Genomic DNA, 17,779 nt, shown 5'->3' with positions numbered 1-17,779 from the left:
CCATGGAATTGGTGCAGGAGGCTCCGTACCGGTTCAGGATCGAGCCGACGGGGGCGATGCGGGTTCCGGGAGTGGTGTTCGCTTCGCGGGAACTGCTGGGGTCGGCCGAGAACGCGATCGATCAGGTCGCGAATGTGGCCGCGTTGCCGGGGGTGGTGCGCGCCTCGTACGCCATGCCGGACATTCACTGGGGTTACGGCTTCGCCATCGGCGGCGTGGCGGCCACCGACCCGCGGCAGGGCGGCGTGGTCTCGCCCGGAGGTGTCGGATTCGACATCTCCTGCGGCGTCCGGCTGATGGCGTCCGACATCGACGCCTCCGATCTGGAGCCGGTCCTGGAGAAGCTGATGGACGGGCTGGACCCGGTGATCCCGCGCGGTATGGGCAGGGGCGCGGTATGGCGCCTGTCCGGGCGCCGCGAGCTGACCGGCATCCTCACCGGGGGATCGAGGTACGCGGTCGAGCACGGCCACGGGAACGAGCGAGACCTGCTGCGCTGCGAGGACGCTGGTGCGGTCGCCGACGCCGACCCGGACCACGTCGGCGAGCGGGCGCTCGAGCGGGGCGCGGGTCAGGTGGGGAGCCTCGGTTCGGGCAACCATTTCCTGGAGGTGCAGCGGGTCTGCGAGATCTACGATCGGCAGGTGGCCGAGGCCTTCGGGCTGCGGGACGGGCAGATCTGCGTCATGATCCACTGCGGTTCGCGGGGGCTGGGGCACCAGGTCTGCACCGATCACGTCCGGGCGATGGAGCGGCGGATGGAGCGGTACGGGATCCAGGTGCCCGACCGGCAACTCGCCTGCGCACCGGTCGATTCCGCCGAGGGCCGCGCCTACCTGGGGGCCATGGCGGCCGCCGCCAACTATGGCCGCGCCAACCGGCAGCTGCTGGCACAGGCGGCCCGGCGGGTCTTCCAGAGGATCGCCGGCGCCCCGCTCGACCTTGTCTACGACGTCTCCCACAATCTGGCCAAGCTCGAGGAGCACGCGGTGGACGGTGAGCGCCGCCGGCTGTGCGTCCACCGGAAGGGAGCCACCCGTGCGCTGCCGCCCGGGCACCCCGACCTCCCGCCCGACCTGCGCGATGCCGGACAGCCGGTGTTGATCCCCGGGACGATGGGGACCTCGTCCTATGTCCTGGTCGGCATGCCGGGCGGGCCCGCGTTCGCCTCCGCCTGCCACGGCGCCGGACGGGTACAGAGCCGCCACCAGGCCGCCCGGGGCGTCGACGGCAGGCGGTTGCGCGCGACGCTGGAGGAGCGGGGGATCGCGGTGCGTCCATCGTCCTGGCGCGGCCTGGCGGAGGAGGCCCCGGACGCCTACAAGGACGTGTCGGCCGTCATCGAGGCCAGCGAGGGCGCGGGGCTGTGCCGGAAGGTCGCCCGTCTCCTGCCGGTCGGTGTCGTGAAGGGATGACCTGCGGGCCTCCTAACGGGGCAGGGGGTCACACGTCGATCGTCACCGCGCAGGACCAGCCTTCGTCCCTCCGGTCGAAACGCAGGCCGTGCAGTGAAACCGCCTTCGGCACGGCACCGACCGCAGTCGCCCGCCTCGCGTCGCCGGCCGTCAGTTCAGCGATGAGGCCTGCGCCGGGAGCGCGAGCGATCTCCACGCCGAGGACGAGTTCTCCGTCGACCTCCAACCGGTAGATCACCTCATCGAGGACGCTCACCAGCACGTCGGTGTTCGGCCCCGGCGGCAGACTCAACCGGATGGTGCGAGACGGCCGGACGCCGCTGGTATCGGCGAACGATCCCACGAGCCCCGCCACGGCCTCGGCGATGCATCGCTCCCGCGTCGGAGCCCACGCCTCGATCCTCAGGTCCGCGGTGTGCGGGACGCCGCGATGCCCCGCCGCGCTACCACCGGCCGATGTGGACGACATCGTCGAACGGCCTGCGATCGGGTCGGCCGATGGGACGCAGCGGACGGTCGGCCGGGCGTCCGAGCGCGAGCATCAAGGCGCAGAACCGGTCGCCCGGTATCCCGAGGATCTCGCGAGCCCGCTCCTGGTCGGACACGTCGGCGTGCCCGCTGCCGATGCCGAGGTCGGCGGCGGCCAGCATCATCGCCATCGCGGCCTGACCGAGGTCGAACCGCATCCGGTCACGCTGATCGGGATCGTCCTGGATCTGCGCCACCAGAACGATCGTCGCCGCGGAGCCGGCGACATGACCGGCTCCACGCCAGACCTGCGACAGCTCCCGCAGCCTGTCCGGATCGGTGACGAGCACGAAATCCCACGGCTGCCGGTTCCGGGCCGACGGCGCCCGGCGCCCTGCCTCCAGAATCCGCCTCAGCTCCTCGTGCGGCAGCGGCTGGTCCTGATAGGTCCGGACGTTGCGACGCGAGGTGAGCACATCCCATGTCTCCACGGTGCGCGACTACCCGGCTCCCAGCCGAAGTAACGCGAGACGCCTCCCGGCCAGGCAGGCCACCACCGTGCTCAGGCCACTCGCCGAAGAGCCGGGCATGAGCCGGATATGGCCGGGTACGGCCCGACGCATCACCAAGGTCCGGTCTGAGAGGGATCACGCGAGAAGGGACTGGCCGGGCACTCCATCTCCAGAAGGAGGACCTATGGCGACCGCATACGCGCAAGAGACAGGTGAGATCACCGGGACCAAGGACAAGGACTACAACCTGGTCTGGTTCGTCGAGCAGTGCCTGAACAACGCGCTTCGGCTGGAGATCTACATCGCCGACGCGGAGCGGGCCGGTGACAGGGAACTGGCCGACCTGTTCCGCCGCGCCCAGGCCGAGAGCCGCAAGGGCGCCGAGCAGGGCAAGCAGTATCTGCGGCAGCGCCTCGCCGGCTGAGGCGGCTCGGCCGCCGCCCCTTGGCGATGGCGTCCGGTCACAGGTGGGCCCTGTCGATCGGTCGGGCGGCGGCCGGGCGCCTGCGACCTTCGACGGCCGTTTCTTCGTTGGGGCGGGCGGGGCGCCGCGCGAACCCGCTTTTGCGTGCTCGGGGTGGACGATCCATCTGACCGGGCTTGATTATCCGGCCGTGTTCGATGCGTTGCCCGCCGATTGCGCGGTGCTGTCGTCGCCGCGTCCTCGGCCGCCGCCGGCACCTCGCCCAAGCCCGCCGATCATCCACCACCACATTGGCCCGGCCGCTCCCCCCGTCCTGCCGTCATCTCCACACTCGGGAGACAGGTCGGCAGACACCTGGCGACCGCAAGCTCCACCGGGGCCCGCCTTTTGCGGTAACGGATCGGGATCCATGACACGTGCCTCCTTTCAGGTCGATGCTTCTCACATTTCCGCCGGACTCAGGCGGCCGTTGAAGCGCTGCGGGAGTGCTCGTTCGTACTCGTGCGGTCCAGCCGTGCATCACTGGCCCGAAGAATCCCTCCCGCGCACCACGACCGATGCCTGCATCCCCGCTTGCCGCAGCAGGGACCCAGTTGCCGCGATCCCATTGAGCGAGGACTGCAGCATCAGCAAGGTTCCGTTCGGGGCCAGATACTCGGGTGCCTGGGTGCAGATGCGATCCAACGGGGCCCGGCCTCCCAGGCGCGTGCCCCCGCCGCGCGCCGAGGAGCGCTACGAGTTCGACCGGCCCCACGACCAGTTCAGTCCCACCCGGCTCAGGGGCTTCGCCGCCGCCGTCCGCGCCGCCCGGGCCACCGCACCCACCCGCCCGCGGGAGTCGGCGTTCACTCAACGACCGCCCACGGCGCACTCGGGGCTGCCGCAGGCGTCCACTGCCCTGAGGGAGCCACGGGAGCCAGAACGGGGAGCCAGCGTGCTCGAACACCTCACGCTCCCGTGCGACCTTCTCCCTGCATCGCTGCAGGTAGGAAGCTCCCCGATCGACTCCTTCCGACGTGGTCGGACGCCTCGTCCTTACGCCGGAGGTAATCCATCCACCCACGTCAGCCCCCCTGACGGCCGAAAGTGAGCCAACTTAGGCGAACTTGCCGCCCGGCTCCGCATATCACCAGGCACGTGATGAACACCGCGGCGGTGGCCGGGGCTGCACCACCAGGCGTCGAGCGGGCCGCGACGGGTTGATGACGGCGGGGACGGGGGCAAGTTCGTCGCGGACGATGACGACGCCTCAGAGCGCTCAGCCGAGACGGTCCTGCATATAGCAGCGGAGCAGGCGCTTGCACTCGGCGATCAGCACGGGATCGCCGTCGGGGTCGCTGCGGAACGCGAGCTTGAGCACGGCGTCGGCGCACTCCAGCGCCACGCGCCCCGCCACGCCGAGGTCGGGGCGGTCATCGACTCCGAGCAGGCCGGCGACCATGGCGCCGAGCCTGTCGGCGACGGCGGTGTTGTTGTCGACGGCGGCGTCCAGCACGTGATCGGCTCCGACGAGACCGGCGTCCGCGCGTCCACCCGCGCCGAAGTCGACCACCCCGAAGCCGGGAACGGCCCGCTTCATCGCGACGAACTCCTCGACCGCGAGATCGACCACCGTGGCGACCTGGTCGGGCGACTCGGCCGCGAACCGCTTGGCGAGCCTCTCGAGGTAGCGGTCGAGATTGCGTGCCGCGAGCGCGCCGGCCAGGCTCTCCTTGCTGGCGAAGAACTGGTAGAGCGTGCCGATCGGCACGCCTGCCCGGCGTGCGACCTCCTTCGTCGTCAGGCCCGGGTACCCGGTCTCGTCCAGCAGCTCCGCACAGGCGTCCAGAATCCGCTCGAACCGCTCGGCGCTCCGGCGCTGGACGGGCCGGCGGCGCAGCGAGCCCACCGGCCCCGGGTTCGCACTCACTCCTCCATCATGCCGTTCCGCGATATCCGGAGCTAACATGAGCAAACCTCATGTTCATAAGGAGATGCCATGACCACGCCCCCGAACCTCCCACAGTCCTTCGTCTGGGGTGTGTCCTCGGCGGCCTTCCAGGTCGAAGGCGCGACCGCGGAGGACGGCCGGGGCCCCTCGATCTGGGACACGTTCACGGCGAAGCCCGGCACGATCCGTGGCGGGCACACCGCCGAGACGGCCTGCGACCACTACCACCGGTACGCCGAGGACGTCGCGCTGATGGCGGGCCTCGGCCTGACGGGCTACCGGTTCTCGATCGCGTGGCCCCGGATTCAGCCGGACGGCCGGGGACCGGTCAACCCGAAGGGCCTCGCGTTCTATGACCGGCTGGTCGACGCACTGCTCGACAACGGAATCGCGCCGACTCCGACCCTGTTCCACTGGGACCTCCCCCAGGCGCTGGAGGACGACGGCGGCTGGCTGAACCGCGACACCGCCGAACGCTTCGCGGACTACGCGGCGGTCATGGCCGACGCGCTCGGCGACCGCGTCAGGCGCTGGATCACGCTCAACGAGCCGTTCGTCCACATGGTCTGGGGTTACGGCACCGGTGAGCACGCGCCCGGCCGGGCGCTGATGCTCGAATGCCTCCCCGTCGCCCACCACCAGCTGCTCGGGCACGGCCTGGCGGCGCCGCGCCTGCGCGAGACCGGCGAGGTGCTGATCGCCAACAACTGCACCCCGGTATGGGCGGCCACCGACAGCCCCGCCGACCGCGCCGCCGCCGACGCCTACGACGCCCTGCACAACAGGCTCTTCCTCGACCCGATCCTGCTGGGCCGCTATCCCGACCTGAGCGCGTTCGGCGCCTCGGACGATCTCGGCGGCTCCGTCCGGTCCGGCGACCTGGAGATCATCTCCACGCCGCTGGACGCGCTCGGCGTCAACTACTACAACCCGTCCCGGATGGCGGCTCCCTCGGCCGGCGCCGGCCTCCCCTTCGAGGAGGCGCCGATCGACGGCGTGCCGCGGACCGCGTTCGACTGGCCGGTCGTCCCCGACGGCCTCCGCGAGCTCCTCGTGCTGCTCGAGACGCGGTACGGCGCGAAGCTCCCGCCGATCTACGTCACCGAGAACGGCTGCTCGGTCGCCGACGAGGTCGTGGACGGCCGGGTCGACGACGCCGACCGGATCGACTACCTGGACGGCCACATCCGGGCCATCTCGGACGCCATCGGCCAAGGCGTCGACGTGCGCGGCTACTTCACCTGGACCCTCACCGACAACTTCGAGTGGGCGCAGGGCTACCACCAGCGGTTCGGCTTGGTCCACGTCGACCACGGCACCCAGGTCCGCACCCCCAAGGCCTCCTATGCCTGGTATCGCGACCTCATCGCCGCCCAGCGCTCCTGACCCGGACCGTGTGAGCACCCGCGTTGACCCTGGGTCTCCTCGCCGTTCCAGCGAGGAGACCAGGGAGTCTCGCGTGATGCCGGGCCGTGGGACCGACGGCGCCCGCCAGCGGAGGTGTCTCGGCTCGAACACGAGCCTTCCTCAGCCCGCTCGCTCGTTTCTGTCGATACCCATGTGGGGCGCCCAAAAAAGATGAGCACTGTTCACATTTTCGCCGCGGTCTGGTACTCCTCTTGGTGCGAACCAAGACAAGCACCACCTCCCCCCAGGGTGTGACGAATGAGAACCTCCCGCCTCCGCGCCTTGCTCATGGCGCCGGCCATCGTCCTGCTCGCGGCCATGCCGTTGACGCCGTCCGCGGACGCGGACGGAACCCCGGTCGTCGACGTCGGCGCGACCGGCGCTCCCTTCACCGGCGGCACCGCCAACGGGCAGGTGCGCGGATACATCGACGCGCACAGCCACCTGATGTCCTATCTGGGCTTCGGCGGGTCGCTCATGTGCGGCGAGACGTTCGATCCGGGCGGCCCCGCCGCCGCCCTCAAGGACTGCCCGGACCACAGCCCGAACGGCATCCCCGCCTGGTTCGAGAACTTCACCCGCAAGGGCACCCCGATCGGCTCCCACGACACCACCGGGTGGCCGACGTTCAAGGACTGGCCCGCCTACGACTCGTACACGCACGAGCAGTCCTGGTACAAGTGGATCGAGCGGTCCTGGCGGGCCGGGCAGCGCGTCCTAGTGAACCAGCTCGTCGACAACCGGACGCTGTGCGAGATCTACCCGCTGAAGAAGTACCCGTGCGACGAGATGGAGACCATCCGGCGCCAGGCCAAGGCCACCTACGCCCTCCAGGACTTCATCGACCGCGAGAACGGCGGCGCGGGCAAGGGCTGGTTCCGCGTCGTGACCGGCCCGCAGCAGGCGCGGCGGGTCATCGAGCAGGGCAAGCTCGCCGTCGTGCTGGGCATCGAGACCTCCGAGCCGTTCGGCTGCCGCGAGGTGTACGGAAAGCCCCGATGCACCAAGGCCGACATCGACAGGGGCCTGGACGAGGTGCAGAAGCTCGGCGTCTCGTCGATGTTCCTGTGCCACAAGTTCGACAACGCGCTGTGCGGCGTCCGGTACGACTCCGACGCCACGGGCGTCATCATGAACCTCGGCCAGTTCGTCGGGTCAGGGCGGTTCTGGCAGGCCGACCACTGCACGGCGCCCGAGCACGACAATCCGATCATGCCGTCCGGGCGGATCGGCGACCTGCTCGCCGGGCCGCTCAGCGGGCTGCGCGAGCTCGGCGTGACGGTGCCGGTGTATCCGAGCGCGCCGCTGTGCAACGCCAACGGACTCACCGGCCTCGGCGCGTACACGCTGCACAGCATGATCAAACGAAAGATGATCATCGAGCTGGACCACATGAGCGCCAAGGCCGCCGGACAGTCACTGGACCTGCTGGAGAAGGCGCGCTACTCCGGCGTGATCTCCTCGCACAGCTGGTCGGACGAGCACTACCTGAGCCGCGTCTACCGGCTCGGCGGCATGGTCACCTCCTACGCCTCGTCCGCCCCACAGTTCATCGACGGGTGGAAGCAGGCCAAGGCGCAGGCCGACCCCAAGTACCTGTTCGGCTACGGGTACGGGCTGGACGCCAACGGAATGGGGCCGCTGCCCGCGCCGCGGACCACCGCCGCCAAGGACCCGCTGAAGTACCCGTTCCGGTCCCCGGTCGACCCCGGCGTCACGCTCACCAGGCAGAAGACCGGCGTGCGGACCTGGGACCTCAACACCGACGGCGTCGCCAACTACGGGCTCGTCCCGGACTGGATCGCCGACCTGCGCCACGTCGGCGGCAGCGGGATCACCGATGACATGGCCAAGGGCGCAGAGGCGTACCTGGAGATGTGGCAGCGCGCGAAGAGGTAGTCGACATCGTGGCGGCTCCCCCGGCTGGGGCGACTTCACCATGGCCCGGCGGCCCCGGCATGGGCACAGCGGCGGCCGGGCGGAGCGAACGTGAACCTGGTCGATCCGTTCATCGGGACGACGGGCGCGAGTGACACCGAGTACGGGGGGATGATCCCGAGCACGGCTCCGCCGTTCGGGATGACGCGGTGGTCGCCGACCCGGCAGAACAGGGTGAGCGTGCTGCCGTACCGCCTGGGCGATCCGAAGATCACCGGGTTCATCGGGACCACCGGCCGGCGATCTGGATGGGCGACTCGGGCTACGTGGCCGGGATGCCCGGGGTGGGGGCGGTGAGACGCTGCGCGCCCAGCTCACCGCCACCTCCCGGGTCGGGTTCCTGCGGCTGACCTACCCCAGGGGGCGGCGGCCAACTTCGTGGTCCAGGCGACCCGGAGCGGCATCACCGGGAACGTGCACATCGACCCGGCGGGGCGCGAGATCACCGGCTACAACCCCGACCGGCAGGACGGCTACCTGGGGCCGTTCCGGGCGCCGCACTTCAAGGGCTACTCGTGGCCTGTTTCGACACCTCGTTCGCCGGCTATGGCACGACGTCGGGCGTGGCCCAGCACGATGGGCAGTCCGACCGGACGGACCGGAACGTGGCGGGCTATGTGCGCTTCCCGGCGGGCGCGGTGACCGTCACGATGCGGATCGCGACCTCCTTCATCTCCGTCGCCCAGGCTCGGGCGAACCTGGACAAGGAGATCCCGGACGGGCGTTCCTTCGACCGGACCGCGGCGCAGGTCAAGGCCACCTGGGCCGCCAAGCTCGACCGGATCCGCGTCCAGGGCGGCACGCGCGCCCAGCTCACCACCTTCTACACCGCGCTGTACCACGCCCTGCAGTACCCCTCGGAGATGTCGGAGGACGGCCGCTACTACAGCGCCTACGACGACAAGGTCCACCGGGGCGTCAGCTACACCGGGTACTCCCTGTGGGACACCTTCCGGGCCGAGAACGCTCTGCTCATCATGCTCGCGCCCGAACGCGTCAACGGGATGGTCACCTCGATGCTGCAGGACTACCGGGAGGGCGGCCGGCTACCGGTCTGGAAGAACCTCACCGAGACCAACATCATGGTGGGGAGCAACGCCGACTCGGTGATCGCCGAGGATATCGCCAAGGGTTTCCGCGGCTTCGACCTGGACCTGGCCTACCGCGCCGTCCGCAAGGACGCGATGACGCCGCCGGACTACGACACCCTGCTGCCCTACTTCGACCGGGAACCGTTCGCGCCCGTCCAGGCCCGCGCGGGACTGACCGCCTACAAGGAGAAGGGCTGGGTCGCGGCCGACCACAGCTATGCGGCGGGGTCACGGACCCTGGACTACGCCTACGAGGACTATGCCGTCGCCCAGGTCGCCAAGGCGGTCGGCCGGACCACCGACGCCGCCTACTTCCTGGGCCGCAGCAAGAACTACCGCAAGCTGTACAACCGCGCGACCGGGTTCATGCAGGCCCGCGACCGGGACGGGTCGTGGGCGCCCGACGGCTGGGTCGAAGGCGACCGATGGGCCTACACCGCCGCAGTACGCGGTGACGAGCCCGCTGTTCGACAAGGTCACCCTCGACCTGCCCGGCTCCGTCCGGCCGCTGGTCATCACGGCCGCCGGAACCGCGACCCGCCCCTACATCCAAGCCCTGAACGTGAACGGCAGAACCGTCGGCAAGCCGTTCCTCACCCACGCCGACCTGGCCCGCGGCGGAGACCTCGACTTCACCATGAACCGCGCCCCCCAGCCCTGGGGCGCCGCCCCCACCGCGCCGGCGCTCACCCTCGACCGCCCGCCGAAATGATCAACGCTCTGACGGCGGACAGGGGGCACTTTCCCCGTTTGGAGGAATTTCACCGATTTGCCGGACCGCCGGATGAGCGAGCCACAAAGGGACCTTCTCTTCGACACTGGCCGATCACCAAAAGCACCACATTATTGAGCATTGGCCGGTTGATCGCGCTTGCTCCAGGAACGACGGTCCGCGTGAAGAATTCTTTTCGGACCAGGACTTCCCGGACGGCGGCGTTCCTGCTGGCCGCGGCGGCCGCCGCGATCGCGGCGGGATGCACGGGCGATGTGCGCCACGCACCGTCCCATCGGCCTGCGGCGGCCGCCAGGGTGCCCGGCACGATCACTGTGGCGGCCACCGGCGACTTCCTCCTGCATCAGCCGCTCATCACGCAGGCGGCCGAGGACGCCGCGGCGAGCGGCCACCACGGCTGGAACTTCCTCCCCATGCTCAGCCAGTTGCGCCCCCTCATCGACACCGCCGACGTCGGCATCTGCCACATGGAGACCCCGGTGGCCACGCGCCGCGGCCCGTTCGCGGGATATCCCGAGTTCAATTCGCCGCCGCAGATCGTGGACGCCGTCCGCGACCTCGGCTACGACACCTGCTCCACCGCGTCCAACCACACCCTCGACCAGGGTGACGCGGGCGTCCGGCGGACGCTCGGCGCCCTGGACGCCGCGGGCGTCCGGCACACCGGTTCGGCACGCGGCCCCGCCGAGGCCGAACGCACCAATATGCTCGACGCGCATGGTGTGAAGGTCGCGCAGCTCTCCTACACCTACGGCACCAACGGCGTCCCGATCCCGGCGGGCCGGCCGTGGCTGGTCAATTCCGGGCTGGACGCGCCCGCGATCCTGCACGCCGCCGCCCGCGCCAGAGCGGAGGGCGCCGCGATCGTCATCGTCAGCCTGCACTGGGGCGAGGAGTACCGGCACGCGCCCACGGACGAGCAGCGGGCGCTGGCCCGCCGCCTGCTCGCCTCACCCGACGTCGACCTGATCATCGGCGACCACGTGCACGTCGTGCAGCCATTCGACCGGATCGACGGCAAGTGGGTCGTGTACGGCATGGGCAACCAGATCGCCAATCCGACCGCCAACGGCGAAGACACCCACGAGGGCCTGGTCGCCCGGTTCCGGCTGACGCGCGACGCGGCGGGCCGCTGGCGGGCGGCGGCGTCGTTCGTCCCGACCCTCGTGGAGGCGGGCCCGCCGATCCGGCTCGTCGACCTGCCCCGCGCACTCGCCCGTGACGACCTTCCCGCCTCCAGCCGCGCCCGATACCGCGCGGCGCTCGACCGCACGACGGCGGCCGTCCGCAGCCTCGGAGCGAAGGTCCCCGTCTTGGACGGCCCCCTCGAGGGACCCCCGGCCTCCGCCGAGCAACTCGCGGGCCCCTGAAACGGCCCGGAGGCCGCGACGGGCCGAAAACGACGCGTTTTCCCGAAAGCTTCACCTTCCTTGGCCATCGATATACCCGGCGACCACCATGAGCGGGTGGAGGAGCAAAAGCAGGAAGCCTAGCATTTATGTCAGTAGTACCCCATCAGATGTCGGGAGTTGAAAGATGAACTACCCACTTCTCAACGTGTTCTTGACCATGATGTGGGTCTTCCTCTGGGTGTTGTGGTTCGTGCTGCTGTTCCGCGTGATCGGCGATCTGTTCCGCGATGACTCCCTGAGCGGCTGGGCGAAGGCCGCGTGGACGGTCTTCGTCATCGTCCTGCCGTTCCTCGGTGTCTTCACGTACCTGATCGTCCGCGGCGGGGGCATGGGCGAGCGCGAGATCGGCCATTTGCGCGAACGCGAGGCCCGCTACCGGGAGGCCGCCGCACGGATCGCCCCGCGCACCGGCGGGAACGCCGAGGAGCTGGCTCGTCTGGCGGAGCTGAAGGCCCACGGCGACCTGACCTCGGACGAGTTCGAGCGCGCCAAGACGAAGGTCCTCACGGGGTGAGCCGCGCGGTTCGCAGAGAACCCGCCTGATGGCTCAAGGGGTGAGGCGGCCACCGTGGTCGCCGGTCGGCCAGGCTTGGACGAGCCGCCGTTTCGCGGGTCACTTCGACCGCGGGACGGCCGCCACCGGGCACGCCGCATGATGGATCACCCCATGCGCGACCGACCCGAGCCACGGGGCGGGCCAGTGGCGCTCGCGCGTGCCGACGACCAGCAGCGCCGCCTTCCGTGACCGCTGGGCCAGGACGGAGACCGGGTGGCCCGCGCGCACCTCCGTGGCCACCTCGACGAGCGGGAAGCGCTCGCGGAACGGCGCGCAGGCGGCCACGAGCCGGACGCGCCGCTCATCGTCGATCCGCTCCTCGTCGGCCGGAGGGCCCGGCTCCGCTTCCGCGGGCGCCTGCCAGGCGTGGACCAGCCTGAGCCGCACCCCGCGCGCCGAGGCCGCGGCGAACGCATGGGCCAGGACGTCGTGGTCCTCCCCGCCGAGGCCGCATCCGACCGCCACCTCGCCGTCCTGCACGCCCCCGTCGCGGACGATCACGACCGGCACGGAGGAGTGCCCGACCATCCGCAGGCTCACCGAGCCCAGGAGCAGGTCGGTGAAACCGCCGCGGCCGCGGTGGCCGAGGACCAGCTCCAGGCCGCCCTCGGCCTCGGTGCCCAGCGCGTCGACGGTCGGGCCGACCGCCAGCGCGGCGGTGACGCGCAGATCCGGGTGACGGTCCCGGACGGTGGCCTCGGCCTCCGCGAGCACGGCGCGGCCGGCGCGGGAGACGCGCTCTTCCTCCTCCGCCGGTGTGAAGCGCCTGACCTGGTACGGCCAGATCTGCGCCACGTGGACGATGTGCAGCCGCCGATGCCATCGGACCGCCTCCGCGGCGGCCCAGGCGACGGCCTGTCCGGCACTGCCGGAACCGTCGGTTCCCACGATCACCGGTGCGGGCATGGTGTCCTCCAGCACTCAGACGCGTTCGCCGTCACCTTCACGCCCTCAGCGGGGGACCACGGCGACCGGGCAGTGCGCGTGGTGGAGGGCACCGTGGCTGACCGAACCGAGCCGCGGCGCGGTCCAGCCGCGCTCGTGCGCGCCGGTGACCACCAGGCGAGCGCTGCGGGAGGCACTGGTCAGCGCGGCCACAGGGTGCTCGATGACGACCTCCTCCACCACGTCGACCTGCGGGTACTTGGCGCGCCACGGGGCGATCACGGTCGCGACCTGCTTGCGGATCTCCGCCTCGACCTTCTCGTCTTCGGGGGCGTACCCCGCCTCGATGTAGGTGGGGTACATCAGCCAGGCGTGGACGACCCGCAGGCGGGCCTCGTGGAGGGCGGCGGCGTCGAAGGCGTAGCCGAGGGTCGTCTCCTCGTCCTTGGTCACGTCGAGGCCGACGACCACCTCCCCGCGATCGCCGGTGTCGCCCCGGACGATCACGAGCGGGACGGTCGTACGGGCCGCCATCCGCAGGCTCGTCGAGCCGAGCAGCATGCTGGCGAAACCGCCGTGCCCGCGGTTCCCCAGCACCAGTTCGTAGGCCTTCTCCGACTCCCGCATCAGGGCCTTGGGCGCGTACTCGGCCACCAGCAGCGTCGTGGTCCGCAGGTCCGGATGGCGTTGCCGGACCCGCTCCTGCGCCTCGTCGAGGACGCGCCGGCTGAGCCGCGTCAGGCGCTCGACCGTCCCGGGCGGTGCGAACAGCGGCGCACGGTACGGGCTGCTGTCGACGGCGTGGACGACGTGCAGGGGCCGGTTCCGGCGGACGGCCTCGTCGGCGGCCCAGTCGATGGCGCGGTCGGCGCACTCGGATCCGTCGACGCCGACGACGATCGATTCGGACATGTTCCCCTCCTCGGCGATGCGCATCGCGGACGCCGGTGCCCGCGCGGTTCTGCGTGCGGTCTCCCCTCCAGCGTCACCGGCGCGGCCGATCACTCCCCAGGGGCGAAAGTCCCCAGTTCAGGGCCTTCCCGGCGAAAAGGTCATTTACCGTGGCCGTCGTCGGACGGCACGGCGGGGCGTGCGGCGTGGCACCTGGTCAGAAACCTTTCCGGAGGGAAGGGATGACGGCATGACCGGCGGATTGCTGACCGACTTCTACGAGCTGACCATGGCGGCGAGCTATCTCCAGCACGGGATGACCGAGCGCGCGACCTTCAGCCTGTTCGTCCGCAGCCTGCCCGCCGACCGCGGCTTCCTGGTCGCCTGCGGGCTGGCCGACTGCCTGTCGTTCCTGGAGGGCTACCGGTTCGCTCCAGAGGACATCGACTATCTGGAACGGCAGCAGCGATTCGGCGAGAGCACGCTCCGGGCGCTGGAGGACCTGCGGTTCACCGGGGACGTGTGGGCGGTGCCGGAGGGGCGTGTCGTCTTCGCCGGTGAACCGCTCCTGGAGGTCACCGCGCCGATCACCGAGGCGCAGCTGGTGGAGACCGTCCTGCTCAACCACCTCACCTTCCAGTCCCTGATCGCCACCAAGGCCGCCCGCTGCGTCCGGGCGGCCGCCGGCGCGGGCGTCATCGACTTCTCCTTCCGCCGGACGCAGGGCATCGACGCCGCCATGGCCGTCGCGCGCGCGGGCCACATCGCCGGTTTCGCCGGCACGAGCAACGTCGAAGCCGCCCGCCGCTACGGCATCCCCGCGGTCGGGACGATGGCCCACTCCTACATCGAGGCGTTCTCCGACGAGGAAGGCGCCTTCACGGCCTTCGTCGGCGACTTCCCCGAGCGATCGACACTGCTGGTGGACACCTACGACACCTTGGACGGCGTCAGAACCGCGATACGCGTCGCCCGCCGTGCCGGCCTGCACCACCTGCCGGGCGTCCGGCTCGACTCCGGAGACCTCGGCGCGCTGGCGGTGGCGTCCCGGCGCATCCTCGACGAGGCCGGCATGACGCGGACCCGCATCGTGGCCAGCGGCGGGCTCGACGAGTACCGGATCGCCGAGATCGCCGACGGCGGCGCCCCGATCGACACCTACGGGGTGGGCACCAGGATGGGCGTCTCCGCCGACGCCCCGTTCCTCGACAGCGCGTACAAGCTCGTCTCCTACGGCGGCCGGCACGTGATGAAGCTGTCCGCCGGCAAGGCCACCGCACCCGGCGCCAAGCAGGTGCACCGCGGGCCGCAGGGCGACGTCATCTCGCTCCGGGACGAGCCCGCGCCCCCGGGCACCGAGCCCCTGCTCGTCCCGGTGATGCGGGGCGGGCGCACGATCGTCTCCGAGCCGCTCTCCGCGATCCGGGACCGCCTCGCCGGCGAGCTCGCGACACTGCCCGGGCAGGTCACCCGGCTGCGGGCGCCGGAGACCCGCGCCGTCCGGCTCAGCGACGGCCTCCGGCGGGCCCGCGACCGGCTACGCCAGGAGCTGGTCTCCCGGCGGGTCCCGTAAGAACCCGCCGGTCCGCGAAGGCGGGCGTCACCGTGCGGTCGAGGTGGGCTCGTCGGCGAGCACGAAGTAGTTCTCCTCCTCCTGCGCGAAGTGCAGCCGCAGGACGGCGTGCAGCTCCTGGATCGTCGCGCGGAGGTCGGCGGCCGTTCCCGCGGAGTCCGGCCGGTCGCGCAGCTCGGCGGCGAGCAGGCCGATGCGGCGCGTCAGGTCGGCGATCTCGGTGTGCCCGCGGCTCATCACCCCGGTCGGGTCCGATCCGCCCAGGGCGCGGGCCACGGCGGGATAGAGCTGGTCCTCGTCCCGGCGCTCGTGGTCGGCGATGTCGCGCAGGAGCACCTCGACGGTGGCGAGCGCGGCGTCGCGCGTCCCGAGGTCCGGTCCGGCGATCTTCTCGGCGAGGTCGGGAAGCCCGTCGATGCGGGGCCGCAGCGCCCGGTGCTCGTCGTCGAGCCGGCGGACGAGCTCCGCCTCGTCTCCGTGCAGCCGGGGCGCGCGGTCGCGTCCGGGGCCGAGCGCGCGCAGGGCGCCGAGGATGGCGGCGAGGTCGATGCCCTCCTGCAGCAGCGCGCCGACAGCCGGGGCGAGGTAGCCGAACGCGGCGGCCAGCATGGCCGCCAGCGACAGCCCCATGCCGAGCAGGGCGCTCTGCCGGGCGATCGAACGGGTCCGCCGGGCGATCGCGAGCGTCTCGGCCAGCCGCTCCAGGCGATCGACCGTGATCACGACGTCGGCGGTCTCGGAGGCGGCCGTCGCGCCGCGGGCGCCGAGCGCGACACCCACGCCGGCCGCCGCCAGGGCCGGGGCGTCGTTGACGCCGTCACCGACCATGACCGTGGCGGCGCGGTCGGTCTCGGCCCGCGCGATCTCGACCTTGCCCTCGGGGGTCTGCCCCGCGTGGACGGCGTCGGCGCCCACCAGCTCGGCGATCGGTCCCGCGACGGCCGGCCGGTCGCCGGTCACCATCACCGTCCGCTCGATCCCCGCCCTGCGCAGCAGCCGGAAGGTGCGGGCCGCGTCCGGACGGACCGTGTCGCGCAGCAGCAGGACCCCCGCGAGCCGCCCGTCGACGCCGACGAACACGGTGATCATGCCGCGCGCGGCGGCGCGGCCGCGCATGCGCTCGACCCAGGCCGGATCGCCCTCCCCCGCCCAGTCGGCCTTTCCGACGCTCACCTCGCGGCCCGAGACCGCGCCGCGCGCCCCCTTACCGGGCTCCTCCGTCACCCCGGACGGGGCGGCGAGCCGCAGCCCGCGGTCGCGGGCCGCGCGGACGATCGCTGTCGCCAGCACATGCGGGGACACCTGGTCGAGGGAGGCGGCCGCTCCCAGGACGTCCTGGGCGGTCCGCCCCGGAGCCGTGGCCACCTCGGAGAGGACGGGGTGCCCGGCCGTGATCGTGCCGGTCTTGTCGAACAGCAGCACCCGGGCTTCGGCGAGGCGTTCCAGGGCGCTCCCGCCCTTCACGACCACTCCCCTGCGCGCGCACCGCGACAGCCCGGAGACGAAGGCGATCGGCGCCGCCAGGATCAGCGGGCAGGGGGTCGCCACCACCAGCACGGCCACGGCGCGGACCGGATCCCTGGCCGCCCACCAGGCCGCCCCGGCGAGAACCAGCGTGGCCGGCAGGAAGAACGCGGCATAGCGGTCGGCGAGCCGCACGAACGGGGAGTTCTCCGCCGCCGCCTCACGGGCCAGCCGGACGATCCCCGAATAGGTGCTGGAGCGGCTGTCGGTGGTCGCCCGCAGCCCGAACGGGCTTCCGGAGTTGACGGCCCCGCTGCGCACGCCGTCCCCCTCGGCGTGCTCCACCGGGACGGGCTCGCCGGTCAGCGTCGACTCGTCCAGCACCGCCGGCCCCTGCTCCACCTGCCCGTCCACCGGGACCACCTCGCCCGGACGGACGAGCAGCCGGTCCCCGGGACGGACCCGGTCCACGGCGACGGTCTCCAGCCCGTCCGCGCCATGGCGGTGCGCCACGCGCGGCGCCATCGACAGCAGCGCGCCCAGGTCCCGGCGGGCGCGGCGCCCGGCGCGCTCCTCCAGCAGGCGGCCGCCGGTGATCATCACCGCGATCACGGCGCCCGCCAGGGGTTCGCCGACGGCGAGCGTGCCCGCCAAGGCGAGCAGGGCGATGACGTCGCTGCCGAACCTGCGGTGCAGGAGCCCGTCCAGCACCCACCAGGCGGCGGGGATGAGAACGATGACGGTGACCGCCGCCCACGCGACGTCGCCAGGCCCCGGCAGCCCCGCCCAACGCAGGGCCGCGCCCACCACCAGTCCGAGAGCTGCGGCGACGAAGAGGATCTCGGAAGCACGGCGCCTGAGCCCGCCGATGACGTCCATCCGCCCTCCCACGATCAGCGATGGGCCCTGTGCGCGGCGTCCATCGCCGCCACAAGCCGCGGCACGGCGAGCACGATCGCGCGCCGCCTAACGGTGTTCAGGGAAGCCTCGAGCCAGGGAGCCGTCGCGGTGCCCGCCGTCGCGACGCCGGGCACCGCGAGGTGCGGGCGCCGGCGCGGCCCGCCGGGTGCGGCCTCGCCG

Annotated in this window: 15 protein-coding genes and 1 pseudogene; 10 read left to right on the top strand and 6 right to left on the bottom strand. The window is 71.7% G+C overall.

What is annotated here, in order from left to right; all coding sequences use genetic code 11:
• The first annotated feature begins 2 nt into the window (after positions 1-2).
• A complete protein-coding gene (locus tag ABT299_RS25850) occupies positions 3-1,415 on the top strand; it encodes an RtcB family protein (RefSeq protein ID WP_500252300.1) in 1,413 nt (470 codons plus the stop codon).
• A 28-nt stretch (positions 1,416-1,443) separates the two neighbouring features.
• Here ABT299_RS25850 and ABT299_RS25845 read toward each other — a convergent pair whose 3' ends face one another.
• Both ABT299_RS25845 and ABT299_RS25840 read right to left on the bottom strand, forming a co-directional pair.
• Entirely contained in the window at positions 1,444-1,884 is a 441-nt protein-coding gene (locus ABT299_RS25845; protein ID WP_387026388.1) for an archease, read from the bottom strand.
• Complete coding sequence (locus tag ABT299_RS25840; RefSeq protein ID WP_208269775.1) at positions 1,859-2,374, bottom strand: nitroreductase family protein; 516 nt, start codon at positions 2,372-2,374, stop codon at positions 1,859-1,861. The genes ABT299_RS25845 and ABT299_RS25840 overlap by 26 nt, the downstream gene beginning before the upstream one ends.
• Positions 2,375-2,579: 205 nt before the next feature.
• Between ABT299_RS25840 and ABT299_RS25835 the strand changes: the two genes are divergently transcribed.
• Positions 2,580-2,819 carry a hypothetical protein gene (locus tag ABT299_RS25835; RefSeq protein ID WP_387026392.1) on the top strand — a complete coding sequence of 80 codons (240 nt, stop codon included), beginning with the start codon at positions 2,580-2,582 and terminating at the stop codon, positions 2,817-2,819.
• A 1,258-nt stretch (positions 2,820-4,077) separates the two neighbouring features.
• On the opposite strand, the gene ABT299_RS25830 is transcribed toward ABT299_RS25835, so the two are convergent.
• A complete protein-coding gene (locus ABT299_RS25830) occupies positions 4,078-4,728 on the bottom strand; it encodes a TetR/AcrR family transcriptional regulator (protein ID WP_387026394.1) in 651 nt (216 codons plus the stop codon).
• Between the two features lie 69 nt (positions 4,729-4,797).
• Here ABT299_RS25830 and ABT299_RS25825 point away from each other — a divergent pair, with 69 nt between their 5' ends.
• The 7 genes and pseudogenes from ABT299_RS25825 to ABT299_RS25795 all read left to right on the top strand — a co-directional run bounded on the left by ABT299_RS25825 (position 4,798) and on the right by ABT299_RS25795 (position 11,844).
• Positions 4,798-6,135 (top strand): GH1 family beta-glucosidase, encoded by a 1,338-nt coding sequence (locus ABT299_RS25825; protein WP_500252273.1) that lies wholly within the window; start codon positions 4,798-4,800, stop codon positions 6,133-6,135.
• A gap of 279 nt (positions 6,136-6,414) precedes the next feature.
• Positions 6,415-8,055 (top strand): amidohydrolase family protein, encoded by a 1,641-nt coding sequence (locus ABT299_RS25820; RefSeq protein ID WP_500252272.1) that lies wholly within the window; start codon positions 6,415-6,417, stop codon positions 8,053-8,055.
• A 150-nt stretch (positions 8,056-8,205) separates the two neighbouring features.
• Complete coding sequence (locus ABT299_RS25815) at positions 8,206-8,391, top strand: hypothetical protein (protein ID WP_500252299.1); 186 nt, start codon at positions 8,206-8,208, stop codon at positions 8,389-8,391.
• Between the two features lie 353 nt (positions 8,392-8,744).
• Positions 8,745-9,629, top strand: a pseudogene (locus ABT299_RS25810) (glycoside hydrolase domain-containing protein); the annotation flags it as partial.
• Positions 9,630-9,636: 7 nt separating this feature from the next.
• Positions 9,637-9,897, top strand: a complete 261-nt coding sequence (locus ABT299_RS25805) for a glycoside hydrolase domain-containing protein (RefSeq protein WP_500252298.1) — start codon at positions 9,637-9,639, stop codon at positions 9,895-9,897.
• Positions 9,894-11,288 (top strand): CapA family protein, encoded by a 1,395-nt coding sequence (locus tag ABT299_RS25800; protein ID WP_500252297.1) that lies wholly within the window; start codon positions 9,894-9,896, stop codon positions 11,286-11,288. The genes ABT299_RS25805 and ABT299_RS25800 overlap by 4 nt, the downstream gene beginning before the upstream one ends.
• A gap of 166 nt (positions 11,289-11,454) precedes the next feature.
• The gene (locus ABT299_RS25795; RefSeq protein ID WP_190855497.1) at positions 11,455-11,844 is read left to right on the top strand and encodes a PLD nuclease N-terminal domain-containing protein; all 390 of its coding nucleotides are present in this window, start codon (positions 11,455-11,457) and stop codon (positions 11,842-11,844) included.
• Between the two features lie 99 nt (positions 11,845-11,943).
• Here the strand turns inward: ABT299_RS25795 and ABT299_RS25790 are convergent, their stop codons facing one another.
• The gene (locus tag ABT299_RS25790) at positions 11,944-12,792 is read right to left on the bottom strand and encodes a universal stress protein (RefSeq protein ID WP_500252271.1); all 849 of its coding nucleotides are present in this window, start codon (positions 12,790-12,792) and stop codon (positions 11,944-11,946) included.
• A 45-nt stretch (positions 12,793-12,837) separates the two neighbouring features.
• Positions 12,838-13,683 carry a universal stress protein gene (locus ABT299_RS25785; RefSeq protein ID WP_387026405.1) on the bottom strand — a complete coding sequence of 282 codons (846 nt, stop codon included), beginning with the start codon at positions 13,681-13,683 and terminating at the stop codon, positions 12,838-12,840.
• A 229-nt stretch (positions 13,684-13,912) separates the two neighbouring features.
• On the opposite strand from ABT299_RS25785, the gene ABT299_RS25780 reads away from it, so the two are divergent.
• The gene (locus ABT299_RS25780) at positions 13,913-15,235 is read left to right on the top strand and encodes a nicotinate phosphoribosyltransferase (protein ID WP_500252270.1); all 1,323 of its coding nucleotides are present in this window, start codon (positions 13,913-13,915) and stop codon (positions 15,233-15,235) included.
• A 27-nt stretch (positions 15,236-15,262) separates the two neighbouring features.
• Here ABT299_RS25780 and ABT299_RS25775 read toward each other — a convergent pair whose 3' ends face one another.
• Complete coding sequence (locus ABT299_RS25775; RefSeq protein WP_500252269.1) at positions 15,263-17,578, bottom strand: heavy metal translocating P-type ATPase; 2,316 nt, start codon at positions 17,576-17,578, stop codon at positions 15,263-15,265.
• Positions 17,579-17,779 lie beyond the last annotated feature (201 nt).

It is taken from the genome of Spirillospora sp. NPDC000708, assembly GCF_040299565.1.
Lineage (GTDB): Bacteria > Actinomycetota > Actinomycetes > Streptosporangiales > Streptosporangiaceae > Spirillospora.
The sequence above is the reverse complement of the archived record's forward strand: the minus strand, read 5'-3'. Positions and strand labels throughout refer to the sequence as shown.

What these genes read in the sequence shown, in the direction of transcription:
- ABT299_RS25850 (WP_500252300.1), top strand. Translation starts at nt 3, where the DNA reads ATGGAATTGGTGCAGGAGGCTCCGTACCGGTTCAGGATCGAGCCGACG.
- ABT299_RS25845 (WP_387026388.1), bottom strand. Translation starts at nt 1,884, where the DNA reads ATGTCGTCCACATCGGCCGGTGGTAGCGCGGCGGGGCATCGCGGCGTC.
- ABT299_RS25835 (WP_387026392.1), top strand. Translation starts at nt 2,580, where the DNA reads ATGGCGACCGCATACGCGCAAGAGACAGGTGAGATCACCGGGACCAAG.
- ABT299_RS25825 (WP_500252273.1), top strand. Translation starts at nt 4,798, where the DNA reads ATGACCACGCCCCCGAACCTCCCACAGTCCTTCGTCTGGGGTGTGTCC.
- ABT299_RS25820 (WP_500252272.1), top strand. Translation starts at nt 6,415, where the DNA reads ATGAGAACCTCCCGCCTCCGCGCCTTGCTCATGGCGCCGGCCATCGTC.
- ABT299_RS25815 (WP_500252299.1), top strand. Translation starts at nt 8,206, where the DNA reads ATGATCCCGAGCACGGCTCCGCCGTTCGGGATGACGCGGTGGTCGCCG.
- ABT299_RS25800 (WP_500252297.1), top strand. Translation starts at nt 9,894, where the DNA reads ATGATCAACGCTCTGACGGCGGACAGGGGGCACTTTCCCCGTTTGGAG.
- ABT299_RS25795 (WP_190855497.1), top strand. Translation starts at nt 11,455, where the DNA reads ATGAACTACCCACTTCTCAACGTGTTCTTGACCATGATGTGGGTCTTC.
- ABT299_RS25790 (WP_500252271.1), bottom strand. Translation starts at nt 12,792, where the DNA reads ATGCCCGCACCGGTGATCGTGGGAACCGACGGTTCCGGCAGTGCCGGA.
- ABT299_RS25785 (WP_387026405.1), bottom strand. Translation starts at nt 13,683, where the DNA reads ATGTCCGAATCGATCGTCGTCGGCGTCGACGGATCCGAGTGCGCCGAC.
- ABT299_RS25780 (WP_500252270.1), top strand. Translation starts at nt 13,913, where the DNA reads ATGACCGGCGGATTGCTGACCGACTTCTACGAGCTGACCATGGCGGCG.
- ABT299_RS25775 (WP_500252269.1), bottom strand. Translation starts at nt 17,578, where the DNA reads ATGGACGTCATCGGCGGGCTCAGGCGCCGTGCTTCCGAGATCCTCTTC.